At 69.1% G+C, this 20,893-nt stretch carries 17 protein-coding genes; 10 read left to right on the forward strand and 7 right to left on the reverse strand.

Annotated features, from left to right (window positions below):
• Positions 1 to 7: 7 nt before the first annotated feature.
• The 9 genes from QHF89_RS07495 (at position 8) to QHF89_RS07535 (ending at position 13,181) form a co-directional block, all read left to right on the forward strand.
• Positions 8 to 1,660 (forward strand): DUF2254 family protein, encoded by a 1,653-nt coding sequence (locus QHF89_RS07495; RefSeq protein ID WP_136965780.1) that lies wholly within the window; start codon positions 8 to 10, stop codon positions 1,658 to 1,660.
• Between the two features lie 57 nt (positions 1,661 to 1,717).
• Positions 1,718 to 3,085, forward strand: a complete 1,368-nt coding sequence (locus QHF89_RS07500) for a hypothetical protein (RefSeq protein WP_136965779.1) — start codon at positions 1,718 to 1,720, stop codon at positions 3,083 to 3,085.
• A 32-nt stretch (positions 3,086 to 3,117) separates the two neighbouring features.
• Positions 3,118 to 4,455 (forward strand): hypothetical protein, encoded by a 1,338-nt coding sequence (locus QHF89_RS07505; protein WP_136965778.1) that lies wholly within the window; start codon positions 3,118 to 3,120, stop codon positions 4,453 to 4,455.
• Between the two features lie 7 nt (positions 4,456 to 4,462).
• Entirely contained in the window at positions 4,463 to 6,310 is a 1,848-nt protein-coding gene (locus tag QHF89_RS07510; RefSeq protein ID WP_284720194.1) for a serine/threonine protein kinase, read from the forward strand.
• Positions 6,311 to 6,318: 8 nt separating this feature from the next.
• A complete protein-coding gene (locus QHF89_RS07515; protein ID WP_136965777.1) occupies positions 6,319 to 7,611 on the forward strand; it encodes a hypothetical protein in 1,293 nt (430 codons plus the stop codon).
• A gap of 13 nt (positions 7,612 to 7,624) precedes the next feature.
• Entirely contained in the window at positions 7,625 to 8,476 is an 852-nt protein-coding gene (locus QHF89_RS07520) for a sulfurtransferase (RefSeq protein WP_136965776.1), read from the forward strand.
• 57 nt (positions 8,477 to 8,533) lie between these two features.
• A complete protein-coding gene (gene asnS / locus QHF89_RS07525) occupies positions 8,534 to 9,925 on the forward strand; it encodes an asparagine--tRNA ligase (RefSeq protein ID WP_136929498.1) in 1,392 nt (463 codons plus the stop codon).
• Between the two features lie 119 nt (positions 9,926 to 10,044).
• Entirely contained in the window at positions 10,045 to 10,509 is a 465-nt protein-coding gene (locus tag QHF89_RS07530) for a MarR family winged helix-turn-helix transcriptional regulator (RefSeq protein WP_284720195.1), read from the forward strand.
• On the forward strand, positions 10,506 to 13,181 hold the full coding sequence (locus tag QHF89_RS07535) for a PEP/pyruvate-binding domain-containing protein (RefSeq protein ID WP_136965774.1): 2,676 nt from the start codon (positions 10,506 to 10,508) through the stop codon (positions 13,179 to 13,181). Before QHF89_RS07530 ends, QHF89_RS07535 begins: the two co-directional genes overlap by 4 nt.
• Positions 13,182 to 13,196: 15 nt before the next feature.
• Here QHF89_RS07535 and QHF89_RS07540 read toward each other — a convergent pair whose 3' ends face one another.
• Together QHF89_RS07540 and QHF89_RS07545 are read right to left on the reverse strand one after the other, a co-directional pair.
• A complete protein-coding gene (locus QHF89_RS07540; RefSeq protein ID WP_136965773.1) occupies positions 13,197 to 14,621 on the reverse strand; it encodes a hypothetical protein in 1,425 nt (474 codons plus the stop codon).
• 7 nt (positions 14,622 to 14,628) lie between these two features.
• Positions 14,629 to 15,054, reverse strand: coding sequence for an HIT family protein (locus QHF89_RS07545; protein ID WP_136965772.1), 426 nt, complete (start codon positions 15,052 to 15,054; stop codon positions 14,629 to 14,631).
• A 132-nt stretch (positions 15,055 to 15,186) separates the two neighbouring features.
• On the opposite strand from QHF89_RS07545, the gene QHF89_RS07550 reads away from it, so the two are divergent.
• On the forward strand, positions 15,187 to 15,570 hold the full coding sequence (locus tag QHF89_RS07550; protein WP_136929590.1) for a response regulator: 384 nt from the start codon (positions 15,187 to 15,189) through the stop codon (positions 15,568 to 15,570).
• A gap of 45 nt (positions 15,571 to 15,615) precedes the next feature.
• Here QHF89_RS07550 and QHF89_RS07555 read toward each other — a convergent pair whose 3' ends face one another.
• The 5 genes from QHF89_RS07555 to QHF89_RS07575 form a co-directional block, all read right to left on the reverse strand.
• The gene (locus QHF89_RS07555; RefSeq protein WP_211365356.1) at positions 15,616 to 16,611 is read right to left on the reverse strand and encodes a tetratricopeptide repeat protein; all 996 of its coding nucleotides are present in this window, start codon (positions 16,609 to 16,611) and stop codon (positions 15,616 to 15,618) included.
• A gap of 58 nt (positions 16,612 to 16,669) precedes the next feature.
• A complete protein-coding gene (locus tag QHF89_RS07560) occupies positions 16,670 to 18,052 on the reverse strand; it encodes an AI-2E family transporter (protein ID WP_284720196.1) in 1,383 nt (460 codons plus the stop codon).
• Positions 18,049 to 18,597 carry an HIT family protein gene (locus QHF89_RS07565; protein WP_284720197.1) on the reverse strand — a complete coding sequence of 183 codons (549 nt, stop codon included), beginning with the start codon at positions 18,595 to 18,597 and terminating at the stop codon, positions 18,049 to 18,051. The genes QHF89_RS07560 and QHF89_RS07565 overlap by 4 nt, the downstream gene beginning before the upstream one ends.
• A 27-nt stretch (positions 18,598 to 18,624) precedes the next feature.
• Entirely contained in the window at positions 18,625 to 19,023 is a 399-nt protein-coding gene (locus QHF89_RS07570; RefSeq protein WP_136965770.1) for a YfiM family protein, read from the reverse strand.
• An 88-nt stretch (positions 19,024 to 19,111) separates the two neighbouring features.
• Positions 19,112 to 20,890 (reverse strand): 30S ribosomal protein S1, encoded by a 1,779-nt coding sequence (locus QHF89_RS07575; protein WP_136929504.1) that lies wholly within the window; start codon positions 20,888 to 20,890, stop codon positions 19,112 to 19,114.
• Between the last annotated feature and the right edge of the window lie 3 nt (positions 20,891 to 20,893).

Genomic DNA, 20,893 nt, shown 5'->3' on the forward strand with positions numbered 1-20,893 from the left:
GAGGCTCGTGCGCAAAGCTCGCCTCGCGCTCTCGAACAGCTTGTGGCTCTACCCGCTGTCGATCCTCGCGATCGTCAGCGTGACGGCGTTCGTCGCGCTCCGGCTCTTCGATCTTTCGCACGCGCAGCCCGGCGGCGTGACCGCGCTCTTCGGCGAGATGTCGCCCGACGACGCGAGCCGGATCATGGGCGGCACGGGCGAGGTGATCGCGGCGATCCTCGGGATCGTCATCACGGTCGCGTCGATCATCGTGCAGCTCGCGGCGACGCGGTACACGCCGCGCATCACGGACATGTTTTTCCGGGACCGTACGAACCGCGCGGTGATCGCGTTCTTCGTGGTCTCGGCGGTCTTCTCGCTCTGGGTGAACTACGCGATCCGGCAGGCGGCCGATCCGGCGCACTCCTTCGTCCCGCGCTTCGGCGTGATCGGCTCGATCGTGCTGCTCACGCTGAGCCTGCTCGTGATGGCGCCGTACTTCAATTACGTCTTCGACTTCCTCGAACCCGACAAGATCGTCGAGCGCATCCGACGAGGCGGCGTGGCGCAGGCGCTCCGGCGCTCACGCGGCGAGTCGGAGGAGGAGGTCGACGGCCGGCGCATGACCGCGCTCTCGGCGCTCGAACACCTCGCCGACATCGGGCTCAACGCGATCGAGCAGAAGGACAAGGGGATCGCCTCGAACACGGTCGACGCGATCTGCGACCTCGTGGTCGCGTACATGCCGCACAAGAGCGAGCTCGACGATCGCTGGTTTTCGATCCGCGGGCGGCTGCTCAAGGACGCGGACTTCGTGAGCATGAACGAGGTCGCGCTCGGCAAGCTCCAGAGCGATCGCACCTGGCTCGAATACAAGGCGCTGCGGCAGTTCTTGATGGTCTTCCGCGAGGCGCTCACGGAGATGCCCGACATCGTCAACCGCATCGCGATCGGCACGCGGTACATCGGGCTCGCGGCGCTCGCGGCGGAGGACCGGGCCGCGCTCGCGACGGTGATCAAGTTCTTCAACACGTACATGCGCCGCGCGCTGAACGCGCGGGACGTGCCCGCGGCCTACAACTGCCTGAACCAGTACCGCTACCTCGGCGAGAAGATCCTCTCGCAAGGATGGGGCGACGAGGCGCTCCGGATCGCGGGGCATTTCAAGTACTACGCGCAGACGGCGCACGCGATGAAGCTCGCGTTCGTCACCGAGACGGTGGCCTTCGACCTCTGCGCGCTGAACGAGCTCGCCTACGATCTCGGCGCGGACGTGCGCGACGAGCTCCTGCACAACTTCCTCGAGGTCGACAAGGAGGCGGAGGTCGCGCAGCAGGAGCAGTCGCTCCGCGGCGTGCGCAAGGCCCAGGTCAAGCTCGCGACGTACTACCTGCAGAAGGGCGAGATCGATCTGGCGCGGCGGATCCATCGCGACATGCGCGACGAGCGGCCCGATCGGCTGCGCTCGATCAAAAACGAGATGCTCGCCGTGACCACCAACGAATTTTGGGAGATCAACGATCGGGGCGTGGTCTTCGAGTACATCGAGCCCGCGAGGCACGCCCATTTGCACCAGTTTTTCGAGTGGTTTCCCCACCTCGATGGGCCACAACGCGAGGCGGGCGGGCCGAAGCAGCCTGCTTCCGCTGCCCCCGCGTCCGGCGGCGCGCACGAAGGCTGAGCCAGACAGCGCGCATTTCCGACGCAAATCGGCCGGGTCCGGGGGTAGACTGCTCGCATGATCGGGCGGACGGCCCGCTACGTTTGGGTCCTTTCAGCGCTCCTCGGCGCGGGCTGCACGCCCGAGCTCGGCGATGTGCCGTTCGCGTGCGGCACAGGTGGGCTTTGCCCGGAAGGGTATTCGTGCCAGGCCACGGTCTGCGTGCGTGACGGCGCGAGCCCCACGAGCCGCAGGCCAAAGCGCGTCGCCTGGATCAACCCGCCCGAGATGTTCTGGCTCTCGGCCCCGGGCGGGGGCGCGACGCTCCTCGTGAACGACGGCTTCACCCCGGGCGCGCGCGGGATCTACGAGATCCACGTCGCGCCCGACGGCAACGTGTCCGAGCCGCGCGCGATCTACACGTACGGCGGCGCGGTGATCTCCTCGGCCGTGGTGCCGCTGCCGGACGGTCGTTACGGCGTGGTGCTCGTGCGGTTCCCGAACGTCGATTCCGACGAGACGACGCTCGAGCTGCTCGGGATCGAGCGCACGTCGGCGAGCGGATCGACGCCCGCGGTGGAGAAGCTCTTCTCCACGACGACGCCGTTCCTCGGCGGCGTGGAGCCTCCATACGTCGGCGCCGCGATCGACGGGACGACGCTGAACATCGCGTGGACCGTGCCTTCCGGCGGCGGGCGTGTCGAGGTGCTGCACCTCGAACGGCAAGGCTCGCTCTGGAACCCCACGTGGAAGGCGTCGGCGAGCCTGCCGCCCGACGTGCCGCCGCTCTCCGGCGACTGCCAGCTCTTCCGCGACGACGGCGGCGTGCTCACGGTGCGCGTGGGCTTCGAGAGCTACGCGCTCTCGACGCTGGATCCCGCGACCGCGATGGACGGCATGGTCTCGATGACGACCTTCGCGCCGACGACCGACGAGCCGCTCTTCGGCTGGAAAGACGGCGTCTTCGCGATGCGGCGCGGCGACTACGATCCGGCGAACGCGGCGTTCGCGGTGAGCTACGTGTTCACCCCGGCGATGGGCATGCCCACGGAGGACAAGGGCTTCACGATGCCGGAGACGACGACGCCCTTCGTGGGCACGCCGTTCGAGGGAGGCGCGCTCGTCGCGCCGGTGTCGCGTGATCCGATGCTTCCGACGGTCGACGTCGCGTGGCGCTCGCCGACGGAGCCGCTGCGGATCGTGGCGAGCGTGCCGCGCACGAGCACCGGATCGATCTTCTCGTCGCGCGCGTATGGGCTCGGCGACAAGGCGTACGTCGCGTGGACCGAGTTCTACGAGTCGAACATGGACCTCTGGATCGGCGTGTCGGATCTGCGTCGCGAGGGCATGGGGATGCTCCTCGGTCGAGCGAGCCACGTGCGGGGTCTCTCGCGGCCGGTCGGAGGGCCGCAGGTCGAGAAGGCGGAAGGGCAGGGGGCACCTTGAGGGGATCGAGGGGACGGGTTCTTTCGGGCGTGATGGTGGCCGCGCTCGGGATGTTCGGGGCAGGTTGCGGGGAACCTTCGTTCGGGGAGATGCCGGCGCTCTGCGCAGAGGACGGCGCTTGCCCCGAGGGATACGACTGCATCCACGGCGTCTGCGCGCTGCCGGGCACGCCCGTGCCCGTCACCGTCGGCACCGTCCCTTACCTGCGTGGCTCGGACATGCGCGTGGTGCCGCAAGCGTCGGGCGTGCTCGTCGTGTGGGAGACGTACGCGTACTCCGATGACGGGCAGCGCTTCGTGGGCGCGCGCGTCACGCCCGCGGGCGCCGTGAGCCCGCGCATGGACATCGTGGGCCGCTTCGTCGCGGACAGCGATTCGCTCGAACCCTACTTCGACGTCCTGCCCGTGAGCGGGGATCGCGTGCTCGTGGCGATCAGCTCGCCCTCGCTCCCGGAGGATCCCTCGGTCGAGCCGCGCCTCGTCACGTACCGCGTCGATCTGCCGCCGGAGGGGCGCGAGGATCAACCGGCCGCGTTCGAATCCGCGTGGGCCAAGGAGGAGCGCCTCGCGACCGTGGGCTACGGCGCGGTGAGCTTCCCGAAGCTCCTTCACCGCAGCAATCGTGTCGAGCTCGGCTACGTCCGATCACGGACCACGACCATCGACAACAACCTCGAGACGATCGCGGAGCTCGCGATCTTCTCGATGCAGGAGGACGGGACACTCTTCTCGCCCGATCCCACGTACCACCCGGCCCGCGCGAATTTGCCCGTCGCCGTGGGGGTCCTCGGCGGGTTCGGCACGAGCACGGGCGCGTGGTGGATCCTCGACAACGAGCGGCCGAGCGCGGTGCTGCTACCGGACGGCGGCGGCGAGGCGGAGGTGAAGCTCGGTCGCCTCGCGGTGCCGGTCGCGGCCGACGACACGTCGCTCACGTACATCGAGCCCTCGGCGCGCTTGGGGGACAAACAGCCGACGGATCCCGTGTCGGGGCCAGCCGCGCTGCGCACGGTCGCGGCGCCCGCGATCGGGGATCCCATGCCGCCGGCCGAGACCTCGATCGGCGCGCTGCCGGGCCTGCGCGATACGCCGCGCCCCGTGTGGATCGGACGGCAAGGCGCAAAGCCGATCCTCGTGACGCCCGGCGAGGCCGTCGATGCGCCCGAGCTCGTGGTCTACCTCGTGGATCCGGCGAGCGCCGCGACGACACGCGTGGCTTCGATTCCGCGCCTCTCGACGCGCACCATCGGCGCGCTCCATGCGGTCCTCACCTCGGGCAAGCTCTTCGTCGGCTGGCTCGAGACGGACGAGACGTCGGCCACGATCCGCATGGCCATCCTACCCGAGCCCGAGCCCCCGGCGGCACCTTGAGGCGCGTATGAGCATCGGCTCCATTGGCTCCCAGCCTCTGTTCGCAGGCAAGTACCGCCTCATCCGCATGCTCGGCAAGGGCGCGATGGGAGAGGTCTGGCTCGCCGAGGAGGAAGGGCCGCGCAACTTCCGCCGCCGCGTCGCGGTCAAGCGCCTGCTCGCCGCGGGCGACATCGGCGACATCGCGACCGACTCGTTCGTCGCCGAGGCGCAGGTGATCGCGCGCCTCGATCACCCGAACGTCGTGCGCCTGATCGAGCTCGGCAACGCCGAGGGCGGGCTCTACCTCGTGCTCGAGTTCGTCGACGGCGCCGCGCTCGATCGCATCTTCAAGCGCACGGGCACGCTCGCGCCCGCGACGGTCGCGTACATCGGCCGCGAGGTCGCGCGCGCGCTCGAGGCCGTGCACGGCATGTGCGACGAGAACGGCAACAACGTCGGGGTGGTGCATCGCGACGTGACGCCGTCGAACATCCTCGTCGCGCGCGACGGCCGCGTGCGGCTCTCCGACTTCGGCGTGGCGCGCATCTCGGGCCTCGGCGGCGAGAAGACCGAGACCGGCGTGTTCAAGGGCAAACTCCCGTACATGCCGCCCGAGCAGGCGCGCGGCGAGCCCTTCGACGGGCGCGCGGACGTGTTCGCGCTCGGCATCACGCTCTTCGAGGGGCTCCTCGGGCGCAGGCTGCGCAAAGCCGAGACGCAGACGCAGCTCCTCATGATGATCGCGAGCGAGCCGGTCGCGCGCGTGCACGAGATCATGCCGGGCGTGCCCGACGCGCTCGCGCACGCGATCGATCGCGCGACGGAGCTCGATCCACGCCGTCGCATCGCGGACGGCAGTGAGCTCGCGTATTTGATGGACGAGGCCTTGCGCGCGCTCGGGCCGGCGGCCGTGAAGGAAGCACAAGCCGAGCTTCGCGCGCGCGTCGAGCAGGTGGCGGGCGCGCCTGCCGGCGGATCAAACGCGCCGGGCACGGGGCAAGCGAAGCGGCCGCAAGAGTGGAGCATGCAGCTCGGCACGGGCGCGCAGCGGCCGAGCGCATTTCCCGTGGAGACGACGCGCTCGTCGGATGCGCCGGGGCAACCCTCGTACGGCACGTACGGGAGCGCGGCCCAACCCGGGACCAACGCGGGGCGTATCTCGACGTCCGGGCATCACCTCTCGACGATGGGCGCGCCGGGATCGTCGCCCGGATCGAACCCGACGAGCGGCGGCCTCGGCGTGACGAACGTCGCGAGCTTCGCGGACGCGGGCGCGCCGTCGAGCTTGCAGGCGAGCGGGCGTCGCTCGATGGTCCTGCCCGTGCTCGCGCTCGCGGGCTTCACGATCCTCGGCGGCGTCGCGGCGTTTTTCGTGCTCTCGCAGAGCGCATCGGGGCCACGCACGGATGCCTCCGCCGCGTCGGCGTCGCCGTCCGCGGTCGCGCCTGCGCCGACGGCGTCGATCGCGGCTGCGCCGAGCACGGCGGAGCCCGACGCGCAGCCGACGACCTCGGCTTCGGGCGCGACCTCGTCCACGCCGACGGCGACGGTGGCGCTGGGGACGGGCGCGCGGACCGTGAATCCGCGGCAAGGCGGGCAAGGGGCGGCGCCGACGTCGACCGCGTCCGCGGCCGTCGAGGAGGCGAACTCGAACGAGCCGGGCACGCTCGTCGTGTCCGTCTCGCCTTGGGCCGACGTGACCGTGGATGGGCGTTCTGTCGGGACCACGCCGCTCGCGCCGATCTCGCTCGCGCCGGGCCCGCACTCGGTGGTCTTGCGCAACAGCGAGCTCGGCGCGTCGCGCAGCCTGTCGGTCACGATCAAGCCGGGCAAACCATCATCGGTCCGGGTGGATCTGCGCAGAGCGGAGTAGGGTTTGCCATGAAGAACGGGACGCGGAGCATGGGCGCTCGGCTCGGGCGAGTCGCGGTGGCGGTGTCGATGTGTGCGGCGCTCGGCGCTGCGGGGACGGAGGCGCGAGGGGAGGATCTCGCGAGCGTCGTGGCGAGGGCGCGCGAGCAGGTCGAGAGCGGCGCGTTCGCGGACGCGCTGCGCACGCTGAACACGCTGCCGAAGTCGGAGATCCCGCCGACGCTCGCGGTGGAGGCGGGCCTCTTGGAGACGCAGGCCGCGCTGGTCACGAAGGGCGAGGCGGCGGGCGCGCAGGCGTGCACGAAGGCGATCATCGCGGCGGGCTACGATCCCGAGGTCGCGCGGGATCAGTCGCCGAAGGTGCGCGCCGCTTGCCGCACGGCCGCGGAGAGCGCGCGGAAGGATCGGATCGAGCGGGCGGGCGTGAAGCTCTCCGACCTCGAGATCGAAGCGCCGGAGGTGGCGTGGGCGCCTGTGCGGATCTCCGCGACGGCGAGCGTCGCGCCGCCGTGGCTGCGGGTGATCGCGCGGGTTCGATCGAGCGCGATCGAAGGCTCGTTTGATCTTCCACTCGCGCCTTCGCCCGACGGGCCTCTGCGCGGCACGCTCGATCCTTCGTTCATTCGGCCGAAGGCGAAGCTCGACATCACGATCGTCGCGCAGGACAAGTTCGGGGATCTCGCGACGACCGCGCTCACGAAGACGCTCACGGTGCCTGCCCAGGAGGCGATCGTCGCGCTCGGCGACGTGCCGGGCTCGGCCGTCGTGCTCGTCGACGACAAGCCCGTGGATCCCGACGACGACGGGCGTGTCGCCGTGGAGCCGGGCAAGCACGAGGTCGAGATGCAGGTGGACGGCGCGACGTCGAGCACGAACGTCACGGTGCAGCGTGGAAGTGTGGCGCGCGTGGCGCTCTCGCCGACGAAGGGCGGCGGCCGGACGTTCGCGTGGATCGCGACGGGTTTGACCGTCGGGTTCGGCGCTGCCTCCGGCGTGCTTCTCTACACGGCGGCTTCACGCACGAGCGAGATCGAGGACCTCGCGGCGTTGCGCGAGCCGGGCACGAGCTTGCCCGCGACGGACTATGGCCAGATCAAGGCGCGCGACGACGAGCGACGGACGTTCCAGACGGTGGGCCTCGGCCTCGCGATCGGCGGCGGCGTGATGGGCGCACTCGCGCTCACGTTCTGGCTCTTGCCGTCGGGGGGTGGGAAAAAAGCGGTGAAGAAGGACGCGCACCTCGCGCCGGTGATCGTGCCGTACATCGGGCCGGGGAGCGTGGGTTTGTCGGGTACGTTCTAGGGGAGAAACGCCGATGTCCGAAGGCCCGCTCGTCACGGTGGATTGGCTCGCGGCGCATGCGTCCGATCCGCGCGTCGTTGTCGTCGACGTGCGCTGGTATCTCTCGGGCAAGCGCGGCGTCGATGCGTACGACGCGGGCCACATCCCCGGCGCGTCGTTCGTGGATCTCGATGCGGAGCTCGCGGGGGATCCGGCGCGAGGCCCCGGCCGTCATCCGCTGCCCGCGTTGCAGACCTTCGCGGCGCTGCTCTCGCGCCTCGGGGTCACCGAAGATTCGATCGTCGTGGCCTACGACGATGCCGGCGGCGCGATCGCCGCGCGCATGTGGTGGTTGCTCCGCTACTTCGGGCATCGAGGCGGCCGGGTCCTCGACGGCGGCATCGGCGCCTGGATCGCGGCGGGGCATTCGCTTGAAACGGACCGTCCTCGCGTGACGCCCGCGCCGCCGCTCGCGCTTCGGCCCGGCGGCGCGCCCGTCGTGGACAAAGCCGACGTCGCTCGCCTCGTTGCGCTCGGCGCGCCGGCGTCCGTCGTCCTCGATGCGCGGGCTCGCGAGCGGTACGAGGGCCGATCCGAGCCGATCGACGCGCGCGCCGGGCACGTCCCCGGCGCTCGGAGTGCGCCTTTCGTGGAGAACCTCGTGGCGCCTGGCGGGGCCTTCCTGTCGCGCGAGGCGCTCGCTGCGCGGTACCGGGCGCTCGGCGCGCTCGATGCGAAGAGCGTCGTTTGTTACTGCGGCTCCGGCGTCACCGCCTGCCACGATCTCCTCGCCCTCGTGATCCTCGGCCGTGAGGACGTCGCTCTCTACGAGGGATCCTGGAGCGACTGGGCGCGGGACGCGGCCCTCCCGATCGAGACCGGCTGAGCCTCGATCCGGCAAGCCCCTTGCGCCGTCGCAACTGCGGTGCTTTGGGGTAGGGCCATGCAGATCCATCGCGTACAGGAGCTTTTCAAGCAGTCGCCCGTTGGTCAGCGCGTGAGCGTGTGTGGTTGGGTCCGCACGCGCCGGGACGCGAAGAACAACTTCTCCTTCCTGGAGATCAACGACGGCTCCTGCTTGAAGAACCTGCAGATCATCGCGGACGGCACGCTCGAGAACTACGAGACCGAGGTGAAGAAGCTCGGCACCGGTTCGAGCTTGCGTGTCGAGGGGGTCGTCGTCGCGAGCCAGGGCAAGGAGCAGGCGATCGAGATCAAGGCCGAGCGCGTGCACGTCTACGGCTTCTCGCCCGAGGACTTCCCGCTGCAGAAGAAGCGCCACGGCTTCGACTACCTGCGCACGATCGCGCACCTCCGAGCGCGCACGAACACGTTCGGCGCCGTCACGCGCATCCGCCATACGCTTTCGATGGCCGTGCACGACTTCTTCCACGCGCGAGGCTTCTTCTACGTCCAGACGCCGATCATCACGGCGAACGACGCCGAAGGCGCGGGCGAGATGTTCCAGGTCACGACGTTCGACCTCGACAAGCTCCCGCGCACGCCCGAGGGCAAGGTCGACTACGCGCAGGACTTCTTCGGCCGCCGCACGAGCCTCACCGTGAGCGGCCAGCTCGAGGGCGAGACGTACGCGATGGCCCTCGGCAACATCTACACGTTCGGCCCCACGTTCCGCGCCGAGAACTCGAACACCACGCGCCACCTCGCCGAGTTCTGGATGATCGAGCCCGAGATGGCGTTCGCGGATCTCGATCACAACGCGTACATCGCCGAGGAGTTCTTGAAGCACGTCATCCGCGCCGTGCTCGAGCAGAACCAGGAGGACGTCCACCTGCTCGACAGCTTCGTGCAGAAGGGCTTGAAGGAGAGCCTCCAGAACATCGTCGCGGGCCCGTTCGCGCGCATGACGTACACCGATGCGATCGAGGTCCTCGAGAAGTCCGGCCAGAAGTTCGAGTACCCGGCGAAGTGGGGTTCGAGCTTGCAGACGGAGCACGAGCGGTACCTGACCGAGGTGCACCACAAGCGCCCCGTGATCCTCACGGACTACCCGAAGGAGTTCACGGCGTTCTACATGCGCCTGAACGACGACAAGAAGACCGTGCGCAACATGGACGTGCTCGTGCCGCAGATCGGCGAGATCATCGGCGGCAGCCAGCGCGAGGAGCGGTACGACGTGCTCCTCGAGCGCATGCAGGAGGCCGGCCTGAAGCCCGAGGACTACGCGTTCTACATCGACCTCCGCAAGTACGGCACGGCCCCGCACGCGGGCTTTGGCCTCGGCTTCGAGCGCCTCGTTCTGCTCTGCACCGGCATGGGCAACATCCGGGACGTCATCCCGTTCCCGCGCACGCCCGGCCACTGCGAGTTCTGAGGCTCGACGAGGGAGCCCGGCCCGCGCACGGGCTCCCTTTCGCCGCGCTCGGCACGAATCGAGCGTGGCTTTTTTCTGGCAAAATTATGTGCATGGATGCAACGATTCCAGTCGTGCACATGAAAGCCGATGACCGCCGAGCGCTGCGAGAGAGCATCCGCGTCACGCGGATGGCGTCGGCGCGCGACTTGCTGATCGGGGCGATTTCCTCGCTCGACGAGGTCGAGCTGACGCTCCTGCAGCTCGGCGTGCTCCTCCTGCTCGAAGACGGTGTACCGCGCACGTTGAAGGAGCTCGCGGAGCTCGTCGGCCGTTCGCCCTCGGCGACGAGCCGCCTCGTCGATCAGCTCGTGCGGCGCAAGCTGCTGGTTCGCGAGGGGGATCCCGAGGATCGGCGCGCGCGGCGTGTCACGCGGAGCCCTCGCGCGGCGCGGCTCGTGGCGGAGTTCCTCGATCGCCGCACGGATGTGCAGATCAGCATGATGGCGTCGCTCTCGGACGAGGAGCGCGCGCTCGTACTGCGGGCCTTCGTCATCCTGGGCGAGGCCGCGCAAAGGATGACGAAGAAGGAGGTCCGACGATGACGACAGAAGGCACGGTGCTCCCGCTCTCGGCGCTCGATCGATCCTCGCTCCCCATCGCCGGCGGAAAAGCCGCGAACCTCGGCGAAATGATCCGCGCCGGGGTGCCGGTCCCACCGGGGTTCGTCCTGACGACGTCCGCCTTCCGCGTCGCGGCGGAAGCGGCGAACATCGGTCCGAAGCTCGATGCGCTCGCGGGCACCGAACCGAACGATCGCGCCCGCCTCGCGGCGCTCGCGGGCGAGATTCGCGCGGCGTTCTCGTCCGTGACCGTGCCCGATGCGATCGCCGAGGCGTGCGTCCGCGCGTACGACGTCGAGCTCGGCGGGGCGGCCGTGGCCGTGCGTTCGTCGGCCACGGCCGAGGATCTGCCGGACGCGAGCTTCGCTGGGCAACAGGACACCTACCTCGGCGTGCTCGGCAAGGAAGCCTTGCTCGACGCCGTTCGTCGTTGCTGGGCATCTCTCTTCACGGAGCGCGCCGTCGTCTACCGCGCGGATCGGTCGATCGATCCACGCGACGTGTCGCTCGCCGTCGTGGTGCAGCGCCTCGTGCATGCACGCGCGGCGGGCGTGCTCTTCACGGCGAACCCCGTGACGGGGCGGCGCCGCGAGGCCGTGATCGACGCGGCGCCGGGGCTCGGCGAGGCGGTCGTGAGTGGCGCGACGAACCCCGATCACCTGGAGGTTCGCGTCGACACGGGCGAGATCGTCACGCGCCGCCTCGGGGACAAACGTCTCGTGATCGAGGCGCTTCCGGGCGGAGGGACGCGCCACGAGGAGCGCGCGGACGGCTCGGCGGAGGCTTGCATCTCCGACGCGGAGGCGCGCGCGCTCGCGGCGATGGGCGCGCGCGTCGAGGCGCATTACGGCGCGCCGCAGGACATCGAGTGGGCGATCGATCCGGAAGGAAAGATCCTCCTCGTGCAGTCACGCCCGATCACCACGTTGTTCCCGATCCCCGTGGGCCCGCTGTCGAAGGACGGCGATCTCCGCGTCCTCTTCAGCTTCAACGTGGCGCAGGGCGTGTTCCGGCCGTTCACGCCGATGGGTCTGCAGTTCTGGCGCGCGTTCGCAGGCGTCGCGTCGCGTGGTCTCGGCTTGTGGGACGGCGAGCCGCTCGACGGTCCACCCATCTACGCCGTGGGCGCGAGCCGGCTCTTCCTCGACATCACCGCGATCTTGCGAGATCCGCTCGGTCGGCGTGTCGCCGCGTTCGCCTTGTCCAGGATGGAGGCGCGCAGCGGCGTCGCCGTTCGCGCGGTCCTCGATGATGAGCGGCTCGGCGTCGTGGAGACGCCCCGCTGGAGGATCGCGCGTGCGGCGCTCCGCGCGCTCGCGCGAACACGCGCGCCCGTCACGCTCGCGCGTGCCCTTCGGGAGCCTGACGCCGTGCCCGGTCGTATCTCCGCGAAGGTCGACGCCGCGATCGCGGTGGGCGAGGTGCCAGAAGGGTCGCCGCCCTCCGCGTATCTCGACGCGGTCGAGCGCATGATCCGGGAGGGCGTCGGTCCCTTCCTCTTCACCGCGATCCCCAGCATCATCGGCGCGCTCGTGAGCATGCACCTCTTCCGTCGCGCGCTCTCGGGCCTGATGACCGAGGACGAGGTGCACACGTTGCTCCGATCGCTCCCGAACAACCCGACGACGGAGATGGATCTCGAGCTCTGGTCGCTCTCGCGCCGCGTGGGCGCAGATCCCGCGTCGCGGAGTGTGCTCGGCGAGGAGGCTCCGGCTGCGCTTGCGAAGCGTTACGCCGATCGATCCCTGCCGGCCGTGCTCCAGCGCGAGCTCGGAGCGTTCCTCGCGCGCTGGGGCGCGCGCGGCGTCGCGGAGATCGATATCGGTGTGCCGCGTTGGCGTGACGATCCGACGCACATCCTCGGCAGCCTCGCGAACTACCTCTCGCTCGGCGACGATGCGTCGCCGCCGGACGTGGCCTTCGAGCGTGGCGCGCGCGAGGCGGAGCGAAAGGCGGAGGAGCTCGTGGAGCGAGCGCGCGAAAAGGGCGCTCTGCGCGGCGAGGTCGCGCGGTTCGCGGTGCCACGCGTACGCAGGCTCCTCGGCGCGCGCGAGGCGCCGAAGTTCGGGATCGTGCGCATCCTCGCGCACGCGCGCTCGCTGCTGCTTCAGGCGGGCCGGCTGCTCGTGCAAGAAGGCAAGCTCGCCGCCGAGGACGACGTGTTCCTCCTCGACCTGCGCGAGCTACGCGCCGTCACCGGAGGCACGGATCTCCGCGCGCTCGTGGCCGAGCGCCGCCGCATGATCACGCAGGAGCTCGGCCGCAAGCACGTCCCGCGGATCCTGCTCTCGGACGGCATGGAGCCCGAGACGATGGCCGCCGCCGCGTCGGGCGAGGGAGGTTTGTCGGGTACGCCTGCCTCCGCGGGGCGTGTCACGGGCAAGGCGCGCGTGGTGCTGGATCCGGTGGGCGCGAAGATCGAGCCCGGCGAGATCCTGGTCGCGCCCTCCACGGATCCCGGCTGGACGCCGCTCTTTTTGACGGCGGGCGGGCTCGTGATGGAGATGGGCGGGAGCATGTCGCACGGCGCGGTGGTCGCGCGCGAGTATGGGATCCCGGCCGTCGTGGGCGTCGCCGGCGCGACGGCGCGGATCACGACGGGGCAGCGGATCACCGTGGATGGAGGCGCGGGGCGGATCGGGGTCGAGGCGTAGCCCGCCCGCGCGGCGTCACTTCGTCTCGCTGAGCTTCTTCACGTGCTCCAGCACGCGCGTGTGGATCGCGTGGATCGCGCTGTCGGACCAGAACGCCCAGTACACGTTCGGCGCCATTTCGAGCTCGTACCACGTCGTCCCTTCGAGCCGCGTCCGCCCGCCCGGCAGCTCCGTCAGCAGGAACTGCCCTCGCTTGGACCTCAAACTACCGTCGAGGTGCGGCGCGTGCACGTACTGGAACGGGCTCCACTCCTTCATCGCGTGCGGCTGCTTCGATACGTCGAACGCGAGCCGGTGCGGTTTGTCCCAGACCGTGATCGGCTCGACGAACGGGCCCGTCGAGAACTCGCAGTACCGCACGGCGCCCACGCCTTCGCCTTCGAGGCGCGCCCGCACCGGGTAGGCGATCCCCGTGTGGAAGAACCATTCCGAAGGCGGCGCGAGCTCGCGGAAGCCGATGACGTTTTCCCACACGCGATCCGGCGGCGCGTCCACCTCGATCACCGTCTTCACCTCGCGCAGATCCGGCTGCACCACCGCCGCCTCCGCGCCCACGAGCCCCGGCAGCGCCAGCACCGCGGCGGCCGCGTGCGTGTGCGGCGTCTTCGCCTGCAGCGCGATCGCGCGACCCAGGATCGCGCCGATCACCGCCACCACGCCCGCGATCGGCGCGGCCATCAAGAGGCATACGAGCCCCTCCAGCGCGAACAACAGCATCGCCCCGCCCGTGATCGCCACGGACAAACACGCGACCGCGACCGCGCGCTTGAGCGACTGCGGCGCCTCCCGGTTCAGGAGGAACGAGCTCACCGCGCCCATCACGAACGGCGTCACGAAGAAGAGCGACAGGCCGTAGAGATCCAGCGCGTACACGCTGAGGCCCGCCATCCCGAGCCCCACCGCGACGGCTGTTGCGACGCCGAGGAGCGCGCTCCGCAGCGAGCCCTCGATCTTCGTCTGGATCCTCTCCTGCGGCCCGCCTGCACGGTAAGGCGACGTCGGATCCGCCTTCCACGTGTCCCCGCGCTCCGGGAGCCCTGCGAGCACGAGCATCACGAGGTAGTTCAGCGCCGGCACGAGGAACGTGAGGCCGAACCATGGCGACAGGCCCGCGTTCGCCGCGCGCCGGATGCTCATCGAGATCCCGATCCACAAGAACGGTAGCGTCGCGACCGCGAGCACCACGAAGAGCCACGACGGCGCGTCCGGAATGCTCTTCATACGCAACGTGAGCGCCGGGCTCAGGTACGCGAGCGGCGACCACAAGACGCCCGACGCGAGATACACGAGGAGCGTGTCGAGGCCGTACTTGAGCGCCATCAACGTGACGCCCGTGAGCAGATAGGCGCGCCGACCGACAGGCGCTTCGAGGCCAAACCAGAGCCTCGCCACCTCGCGCACGCGGGAGCGTGGGCGGGACGAGGGAGGGGTGTCACTCATGCGCGCATTATGCGGGAGATCGCAGCGCCGTACGTAGCGCCTCCGCGACACGCGCCATTGCTTCGTCGCTCTCGTATTTCGCGCGAGGCCAGAAGAACCCCCGCAATCCATCCTTCTTGCGGCGCGGCACCACGTGCACGTGCAGGTGCGGCACGCTCTGGCTGACCTTGTTGTTCATCGCCACGAAGGAGCCGTCCGCCGAGAGCGCCGGCTCGATCGCACGGGCGATGCGCTGGGCAGCTCCGAAGAGCGGAGCGATCGAGGGCGCGGGCAGGTCGAGCAGCGTCGAGACGTGGGCGCGGGGGACGACGAGGCAATGGCCCAGGAACAGAGGGCTGCGATCGAGGAACGCGAGGACCTCGGGTTCGTCGAGCACGAGCTGGGCCGGAAGCTCACCGGCCGCAATCCGACAAAACGTGCATGCCTGGGTCATGGCTGAGAATCTCGTCACAGGTGTGCGTTGTACGCTGACCGACGTACGATAATTCGTTCCGTGGGGTAGGACGGGGGCTGGCGATGCCGTGAGCGGGTCAGTAGAGTGGCACGCCTTCGCCGGGTGGGGACCATGGGCACGATCGAGCAGGGAAGGCGCGGCGTTCTCGTCGTCGAGGACGATCCCGACATCCGTGAGACCATTGCGCAGATCCTCGAAGAAGAGGGCTACGAGGTGCGCGGTGCGAGCAATGGAAAGCAGGCCCTCGACCTGCTCCGTGAAGGCGTGCGCCCGCAGCTCATCCTGCTCGACCTGATGATGCCGATCATGGACGGCTGGATCTTCCGAACCGAGCAGCGCAGCGATCCGAAGATCGCCGACATCCCCGTCATCGTGATCTCCGCCGACGGCAACCTGCGGCAGCAGGCCGCGAAGATCCACGCGAACGGCTACCTGCGCAAGCCTGTCGGCATCGAGACGTTGCTGAGCACGGTCCAGCAATACCTGAAGGCGTAACGCATCCTCGCCCTCTCCCGCGCGGGAGAGGGCGCGGCGCTGAGGTTACGACCTGCGGTACTCCATCTTGCGCGGGATCATTCCGCTCTTCGAGATCATCTCGAATGCCTCTTTTTCGAGGAGCGGGTGCACGCCCTTCGGCGGCACGCCGCCGGGGATCTTCTTCTTCGTGATGAACGACGCGAGGTACTGCGGGTTGATCGCCGAGAGCTGACGCAGGATCTGCTTCATCCGCTTTGTGTCGTTCGTCCACGCATACGCGAACGCGCGTGAGCGCAGGAGCTGCGGCTTGATGTCGGCGAACGTCGCGTCGTTCGGATCGAGCGTGTCGAGCAGCTCCACGGCCTTCTTCGCCTGACCGCCGCGCGCCCACGCCTCACCCACGATCGCCGCGATCGTGGCCCGGCTCTTCGCGTCCTTGTGCCGGCCGAGATCGATCTTGTCGACGAGGCCCTTCGCCGCCTCGGTCTCGCCGAGCACGAGGTGGATCATCGCGCGCTGCGCCCGCGCCTCGTCCGCGACGGGCGGCATCACGCGGTCGAGCTTGATGCTCTCCAGCGTCGCGAGCGCCTTCTTCGGATCCTCCTGCAGTTCGAGCTGCGCGCGAGCGAACACGGCCGCGGGATCGTCCTTGCCGAACTCGCTCTCGAGCTTCTCGATCGCCTCCTTGCGCGCCTCCGGCGTGTCCGCCCCGCGCACGAGGTTCGCCACGGCGCGCGAGCGTTTCGCGTACCGGACCACCCAGACGACGAGCGCCGCGACCGCGATCGTGACGACGAGCGCGACGACCTTCGAGACCCAGCCCGAGATGAAGAGCGCGATGATCCAGACGATCGCGAGCGGGATGCCGATCCGGACCGCGAGCTTCTTCGGCTCGAGCATCTGAAGCGGATCGGGCTGCGCGGCCTGTTTGTCGCGCGCGGACGCGATGAGCGCTTCGCGCGCGTCCTTCGGGCTCGCCGGCTTTGCCGCGGCCTTCGGCTTGTCCGCGGTCTTCGGTTTCTCCTGGGTGTTGCTCTTCGGCTTGTCGGACGTCTTCAAGGCGAGCGCTTCATACCACGTGCCACGGGAAACAGTAGCGCGGGCCCTCCCGACTTCGTCAGCTCGGGGCGCCTGCTTCGGGCTCGGGTGGCGTCTCCTTCACGTCCGGACGCACCTTCGCCGTGGGCGGGTGCGACGCCATGGGATCGGAGAGGCCCATCGTGGACTCGCGGAAGTGCAGGAAGATGGTCTGGGCGATGGACATGCACGGCACCGCGAAGAGCGCGCCCGTGATCTGGAAGAAGTGCTCGCCCACGAGCAGCGAGAAGACGACGAGGACCGGATGGATCTTCGCCGCGTCGCCGATGATCTTCGGGTTCAGGAAGTTCGCTTCGAGCTGGTGGATGCCCACGATCCACGCGAGCACGCCGACCGCCGTCATGGGCGACTGCGTGAGGCCGACCAGCACGGCCGGGACCGAGCTCAAGATCGAGCCGAAGATCGGGATGAGTGACATCACGGCCGCGAGGATCGACAGGATCGGCCAGTACTTCAGGTGGAAGAGCCAGAAGCCGATCGCCGAGAGCACGCCGTTCACGAGGCAGATGAGAAGCTGCCCGCGCACGACGCCGGAGAGGCCTCGATCGAGCCGCCGCATGAACCGATGGAACGTGTGGTGCGACGTCGGATCCCAAAGATCGCGGAAGAACGCGAGGATCTTCTCGTGGGTCAGGATGATGTACCCCGCGAGCATCAACGTCATGAACAGGTTGAAGATCCCGCGCGAGATCGCGCCTGCGATCCGCTGGCCGACCTGCAACACGACGGTCGCGTTCTGGCGCAGGTAGAGCAGCCCCTTGTCGAACCCCTCGCGCAAGAGGCCTGCGCTCGAGAGCCGCTTCGGCTCCTGGTTCACGACCTCCCACGTGCCGGCATGCACCTCGTGCAGGCGCAGGTCCTCGCTCACGAAGACGTCGTACGAGCCGTCGTCGCGCTTCACGATCCGCAGCGGCGGTCGTTCCTCGGCGCGCGCGTCGGCCTTGCTCGGCTCGCCTGGGCCTATCTCCGGGCTCGGGTTGGGCGTGGGGGCCTGTGCTTCCTCCGCGGGGCGTTGCCCCGACCAGCGCGTGAGGCGCGAGTCGATCGCCGGCAGCCACTCGTTCCGCACCTTGCGCGTGAGGTTCGGCCACTCGGCCGCGAGCGCCTGCCCCTCGGTGACGAGGCGCGGGACGATCATCCCGATGAACCCGCCGATCACGCCGAGCGTCATCGCGTAGACGAGCAGGATCGCGGCCCAGCGCGGCACGCGCATGCGCTCGACGCGCAGCACCGCGGGCGTCAGCACGTACGCGACGACGAGCGCCAGCACGAACGGCAGCATCACCTCGTGCGCGACGATGCAGAGCGCGACGACGAGCACCGCGCTCGTGGCGAGGAAGATGCGGCGCGCAGTCTTGCGCTCCGGGGGCAGGGTGGACATGGGCGGCGGCGCTTCGCTCACGGGGTTCCGGCTCCCTCGCTCGCCGCGGGCAAACGTACGCCCGGCAGGTCCGCGAAGAATGGCACGAGGTAGTCGCGCGTCTTTTCGAGGGCCTGCGGCACGACGCGTACGTCGGCGAGCACCGGCATGAAGTTCGTGTCTCCGCTCCAGCGCGGGACAACGTGCGCGTGCAAGTGCTCGGCGATTCCCGCGCCCGCAGCCGCGCCGAGGTTCAAGCCCACGTTGAGCCCCTCGGGCTTCACGGCCGCGCGCAGGCGCACCGTCGCCTCGCGCACGAGGTCGAAGAGGGCGTGGTGATCCTCGTGCGAGAGCTTCTCCAGCGCGTCGACGTGCGCGTGCGGCACGACGAGCAAGTGCGCCGCGGCGAACGGGTAGCGGTTCAACACGACAAACGCGCGCGGCGTGTCACACACCACGAGCCGCGCGCGGAGCTCCTCCGGCGGAGCAGCCTCAATGCCGCAAAACACGCAGGATCCACCCTTCTTCGAAAGGATGTACTCCATGCGCCACGGCGCCCAGAGCGGATTGCCCATCGATCGCGGCACGCTAGCACCGGCTCCGGCCGGTGGCGATCAACGCGCGGGCGCTGGCCTACCGGATTTCTCGGTCGGGGACGGTGAAAGGGCGTAATCGATGGCGAGCGAGACGCCGAGACCCACCGCCGTCCCGATGAGGTCCCAGGCGAAATCCTTCCACGAGGGCGTGCCGAACCCCGCGGCGTCGAGGATTTCCTTCGTGTACCCAGCACCCAGCGCGACGGCCATGCCGACGGCGACGCGGTTCGCCCGCCCGTCGAGCCCGGCCAGCGCGGAGGCGCCGTACGCGCCGCTCGCGAGCGCAGCCGAGAAGCCGAAGTGCAGGGCCTTGTCGCGGCCGAAAAAAGGATCGGGGTTGTCCGGGGGATCTGCGCGCGCCGGGAGCGCGGCGAGGAGCGCGGCGAGGACGACGGGCGCTACGAGGCGTCGTGTCATGCGCCGATCGTAAGGACAAAACGCCCGCGGCGCCTCTCCCTCTCGCGAGGGGAAGGCGCCGCGAACGGTCACCCGGGAAGGGGCAGGATTACTCCTGGTCCTTCGCCTTGTTCTTGAGGTCGAGCTTGCCGGCCAGCTTCTCACGGATGAGATCGCCGACCGTTCCGGCCACGCTCTTCTCCTCCTCGGCCGTCGCGCCGCCGCCGCCCGCGCTCTTCACGCGCTTCGGGCGCTCGGCAGGCTGCGGCTTCTCCACGCCGATGTTCTTCATCGTCGCGAAGAGGCGGCGCTCGATCGTGTCGACGCTCGAGATCTCGACCTTCACGAGGTCGCCGACCTTGATCTTCGTGCCCTCGGGCTCAAGGATGTCGCCCGTCGAGATGAGCGCCTCGACGCCCTCGCGCAGGCGCACGAAGATGCCGTACTCGACGATGCTGATCACCTGGGACTCGTCGATCACGCGGCCCGGCGCGAACTCGCTGAGCATCGTCGGCCACGGGTCGTCCCAGAGCTGCTTGATGCCGAGGGAGACCTTCTTCTCGTCGTGGTTGATCGAGAGGATGATCGCCTCGACGTCGTCGCCCTTGTGGTGGAGGTCGCTCGGGTTGTTGACGCGCACCGACCACGAGAGGTCGCTCTTGTGGACCATGCCGTCGACGCCCTCCTCGATCCCGACGAACACGCCGTAATCGGTGAGCGAACGGACCTTGCCCGCGATCTTGTCGCCGGGGTGGTACTTGTCCGTGAAGAGCATCCACGGATCGGGCTCGAGCTGCTTGAGACCAAGGCTGATGCGCTTGGCGCGCGCGTCGACCTCGAGCACCTGGCACTCGATCTCCTGGCCGACCTCGAGGAGCTTCGACGGGTGCTTGACCTTCTTGGTCCAGCTCATCTCGCTCACGTGGATCAGGCCCTCGACGCCCGGCTCCAGCTCCACGAAGGCGCCGTAGTCCGTGATCGACATGACCTTGCCGCGGACCTTCTTGCCAGCCGGGTAGGCCTCCTCGGCGTGGTTCCACGGATCCTCCTGGGTCTGCTTGAGGCCCAGGGAGACGCGCTCGGTCTCGGGGTTGTACTTGAGGACCTTGACGGTGACCTCGTCGCCGACGTTGAACACCTCGTTCGGGTGGTTCACGCGGCCCCAGCTCATGTCCGTGATGTGGAGCAGGCCGTCGATGCCGCCGAGGTCCACGAACGCACCGTACTCGGTGATGTTCTTGATCGTGCCCTTGACGGTCATGCCCTCGGTGAGGGTCTCGAGCGTCTTCTGCTTCATCTCGTCGCGCTCGCGCTCGAGCAGGACGCGGCGGGAGAGGACGATGTTGCCCCGCTTCTTGTTGAACTTGATGACCTTGAACTTGTAGGTCTGGCCAATCAGTTTGTCCAAGTTGCGGATCGGGCGGAGGTCGACCTGCGACCCCGGGAGGAACGCCTTCACGCCGCCGCGGATGGTGACCGAGAGGCCGCCCTTCACGCGCTGGCTGATGGTGCCCTCGATGAGCTCGTCCGCCTCGCAGGCGTTCGAGATCTCATCCCAGACCTTCATCTTGTCGGCTTTTTCCTTCGACAAGGTGACGAGGCCGTCGTCGTTCTCGCGGCTCTCGATGTAGACGTCCACCTTGTCGCCGGGCTTGACGCCGACCTGACCTGTGGCATCCGCGAACTCTCGGAGCGGGATTACGCCCTCGCTCTTGCCACCGATGTCGACCACCACCGAGTCACGGCCGACCTGAACGACCGTTCCTGCGATGATCTCGCCCTCGCGCGCGAAATCGGACTCGACCCGCTGCTCGAAGAGCGCGGCGAAGCTCTCCATGCTGGATCCCATGTCGGATCCCGTCATCTCCACGTTCGCGTTACTAGCCATCTG

Origin of the sequence: Polyangium sorediatum, from assembly GCF_029946465.1 — a bacterium.
Lineage (GTDB): Bacteria > Myxococcota_A > Polyangia > Polyangiales > Polyangiaceae > Polyangium > Polyangium fumosum.

Bases quoted from the DNA above. Each gene is read 5' to 3' on its own strand.
- QHF89_RS07500 (WP_136965779.1), top strand. From the start codon at position 1,718: ATGATCGGGCGGACGGCCCGCTACGTTTGGGTCCTTTCAGCGCTCCTC.
- QHF89_RS07505 (WP_136965778.1), top strand. From the start codon at position 3,118: ATGGTGGCCGCGCTCGGGATGTTCGGGGCAGGTTGCGGGGAACCTTCG.
- QHF89_RS07510 (WP_284720194.1), top strand. From the start codon at position 4,463: ATGAGCATCGGCTCCATTGGCTCCCAGCCTCTGTTCGCAGGCAAGTAC.
- QHF89_RS07515 (WP_136965777.1), top strand. From the start codon at position 6,319: ATGAAGAACGGGACGCGGAGCATGGGCGCTCGGCTCGGGCGAGTCGCG.
- QHF89_RS07520 (WP_136965776.1), top strand. From the start codon at position 7,625: ATGTCCGAAGGCCCGCTCGTCACGGTGGATTGGCTCGCGGCGCATGCG.
- asnS (WP_136929498.1), top strand. From the start codon at position 8,534: ATGCAGATCCATCGCGTACAGGAGCTTTTCAAGCAGTCGCCCGTTGGT.
- QHF89_RS07530 (WP_284720195.1), top strand. From the start codon at position 10,045: ATGAAAGCCGATGACCGCCGAGCGCTGCGAGAGAGCATCCGCGTCACG.
- QHF89_RS07535 (WP_136965774.1), top strand. From the start codon at position 10,506: ATGACGACAGAAGGCACGGTGCTCCCGCTCTCGGCGCTCGATCGATCC.
- QHF89_RS07540 (WP_136965773.1), bottom strand. From the start codon at position 14,621: ATGAGTGACACCCCTCCCTCGTCCCGCCCACGCTCCCGCGTGCGCGAG.
- QHF89_RS07545 (WP_136965772.1), bottom strand. From the start codon at position 15,054: ATGACCCAGGCATGCACGTTTTGTCGGATTGCGGCCGGTGAGCTTCCG.
- QHF89_RS07550 (WP_136929590.1), top strand. From the start codon at position 15,187: ATGGGCACGATCGAGCAGGGAAGGCGCGGCGTTCTCGTCGTCGAGGAC.
- QHF89_RS07570 (WP_136965770.1), bottom strand. From the start codon at position 19,023: ATGACACGACGCCTCGTAGCGCCCGTCGTCCTCGCCGCGCTCCTCGCC.
- QHF89_RS07575 (WP_136929504.1), bottom strand. From the start codon at position 20,890: ATGGCTAGTAACGCGAACGTGGAGATGACGGGATCCGACATGGGATCC.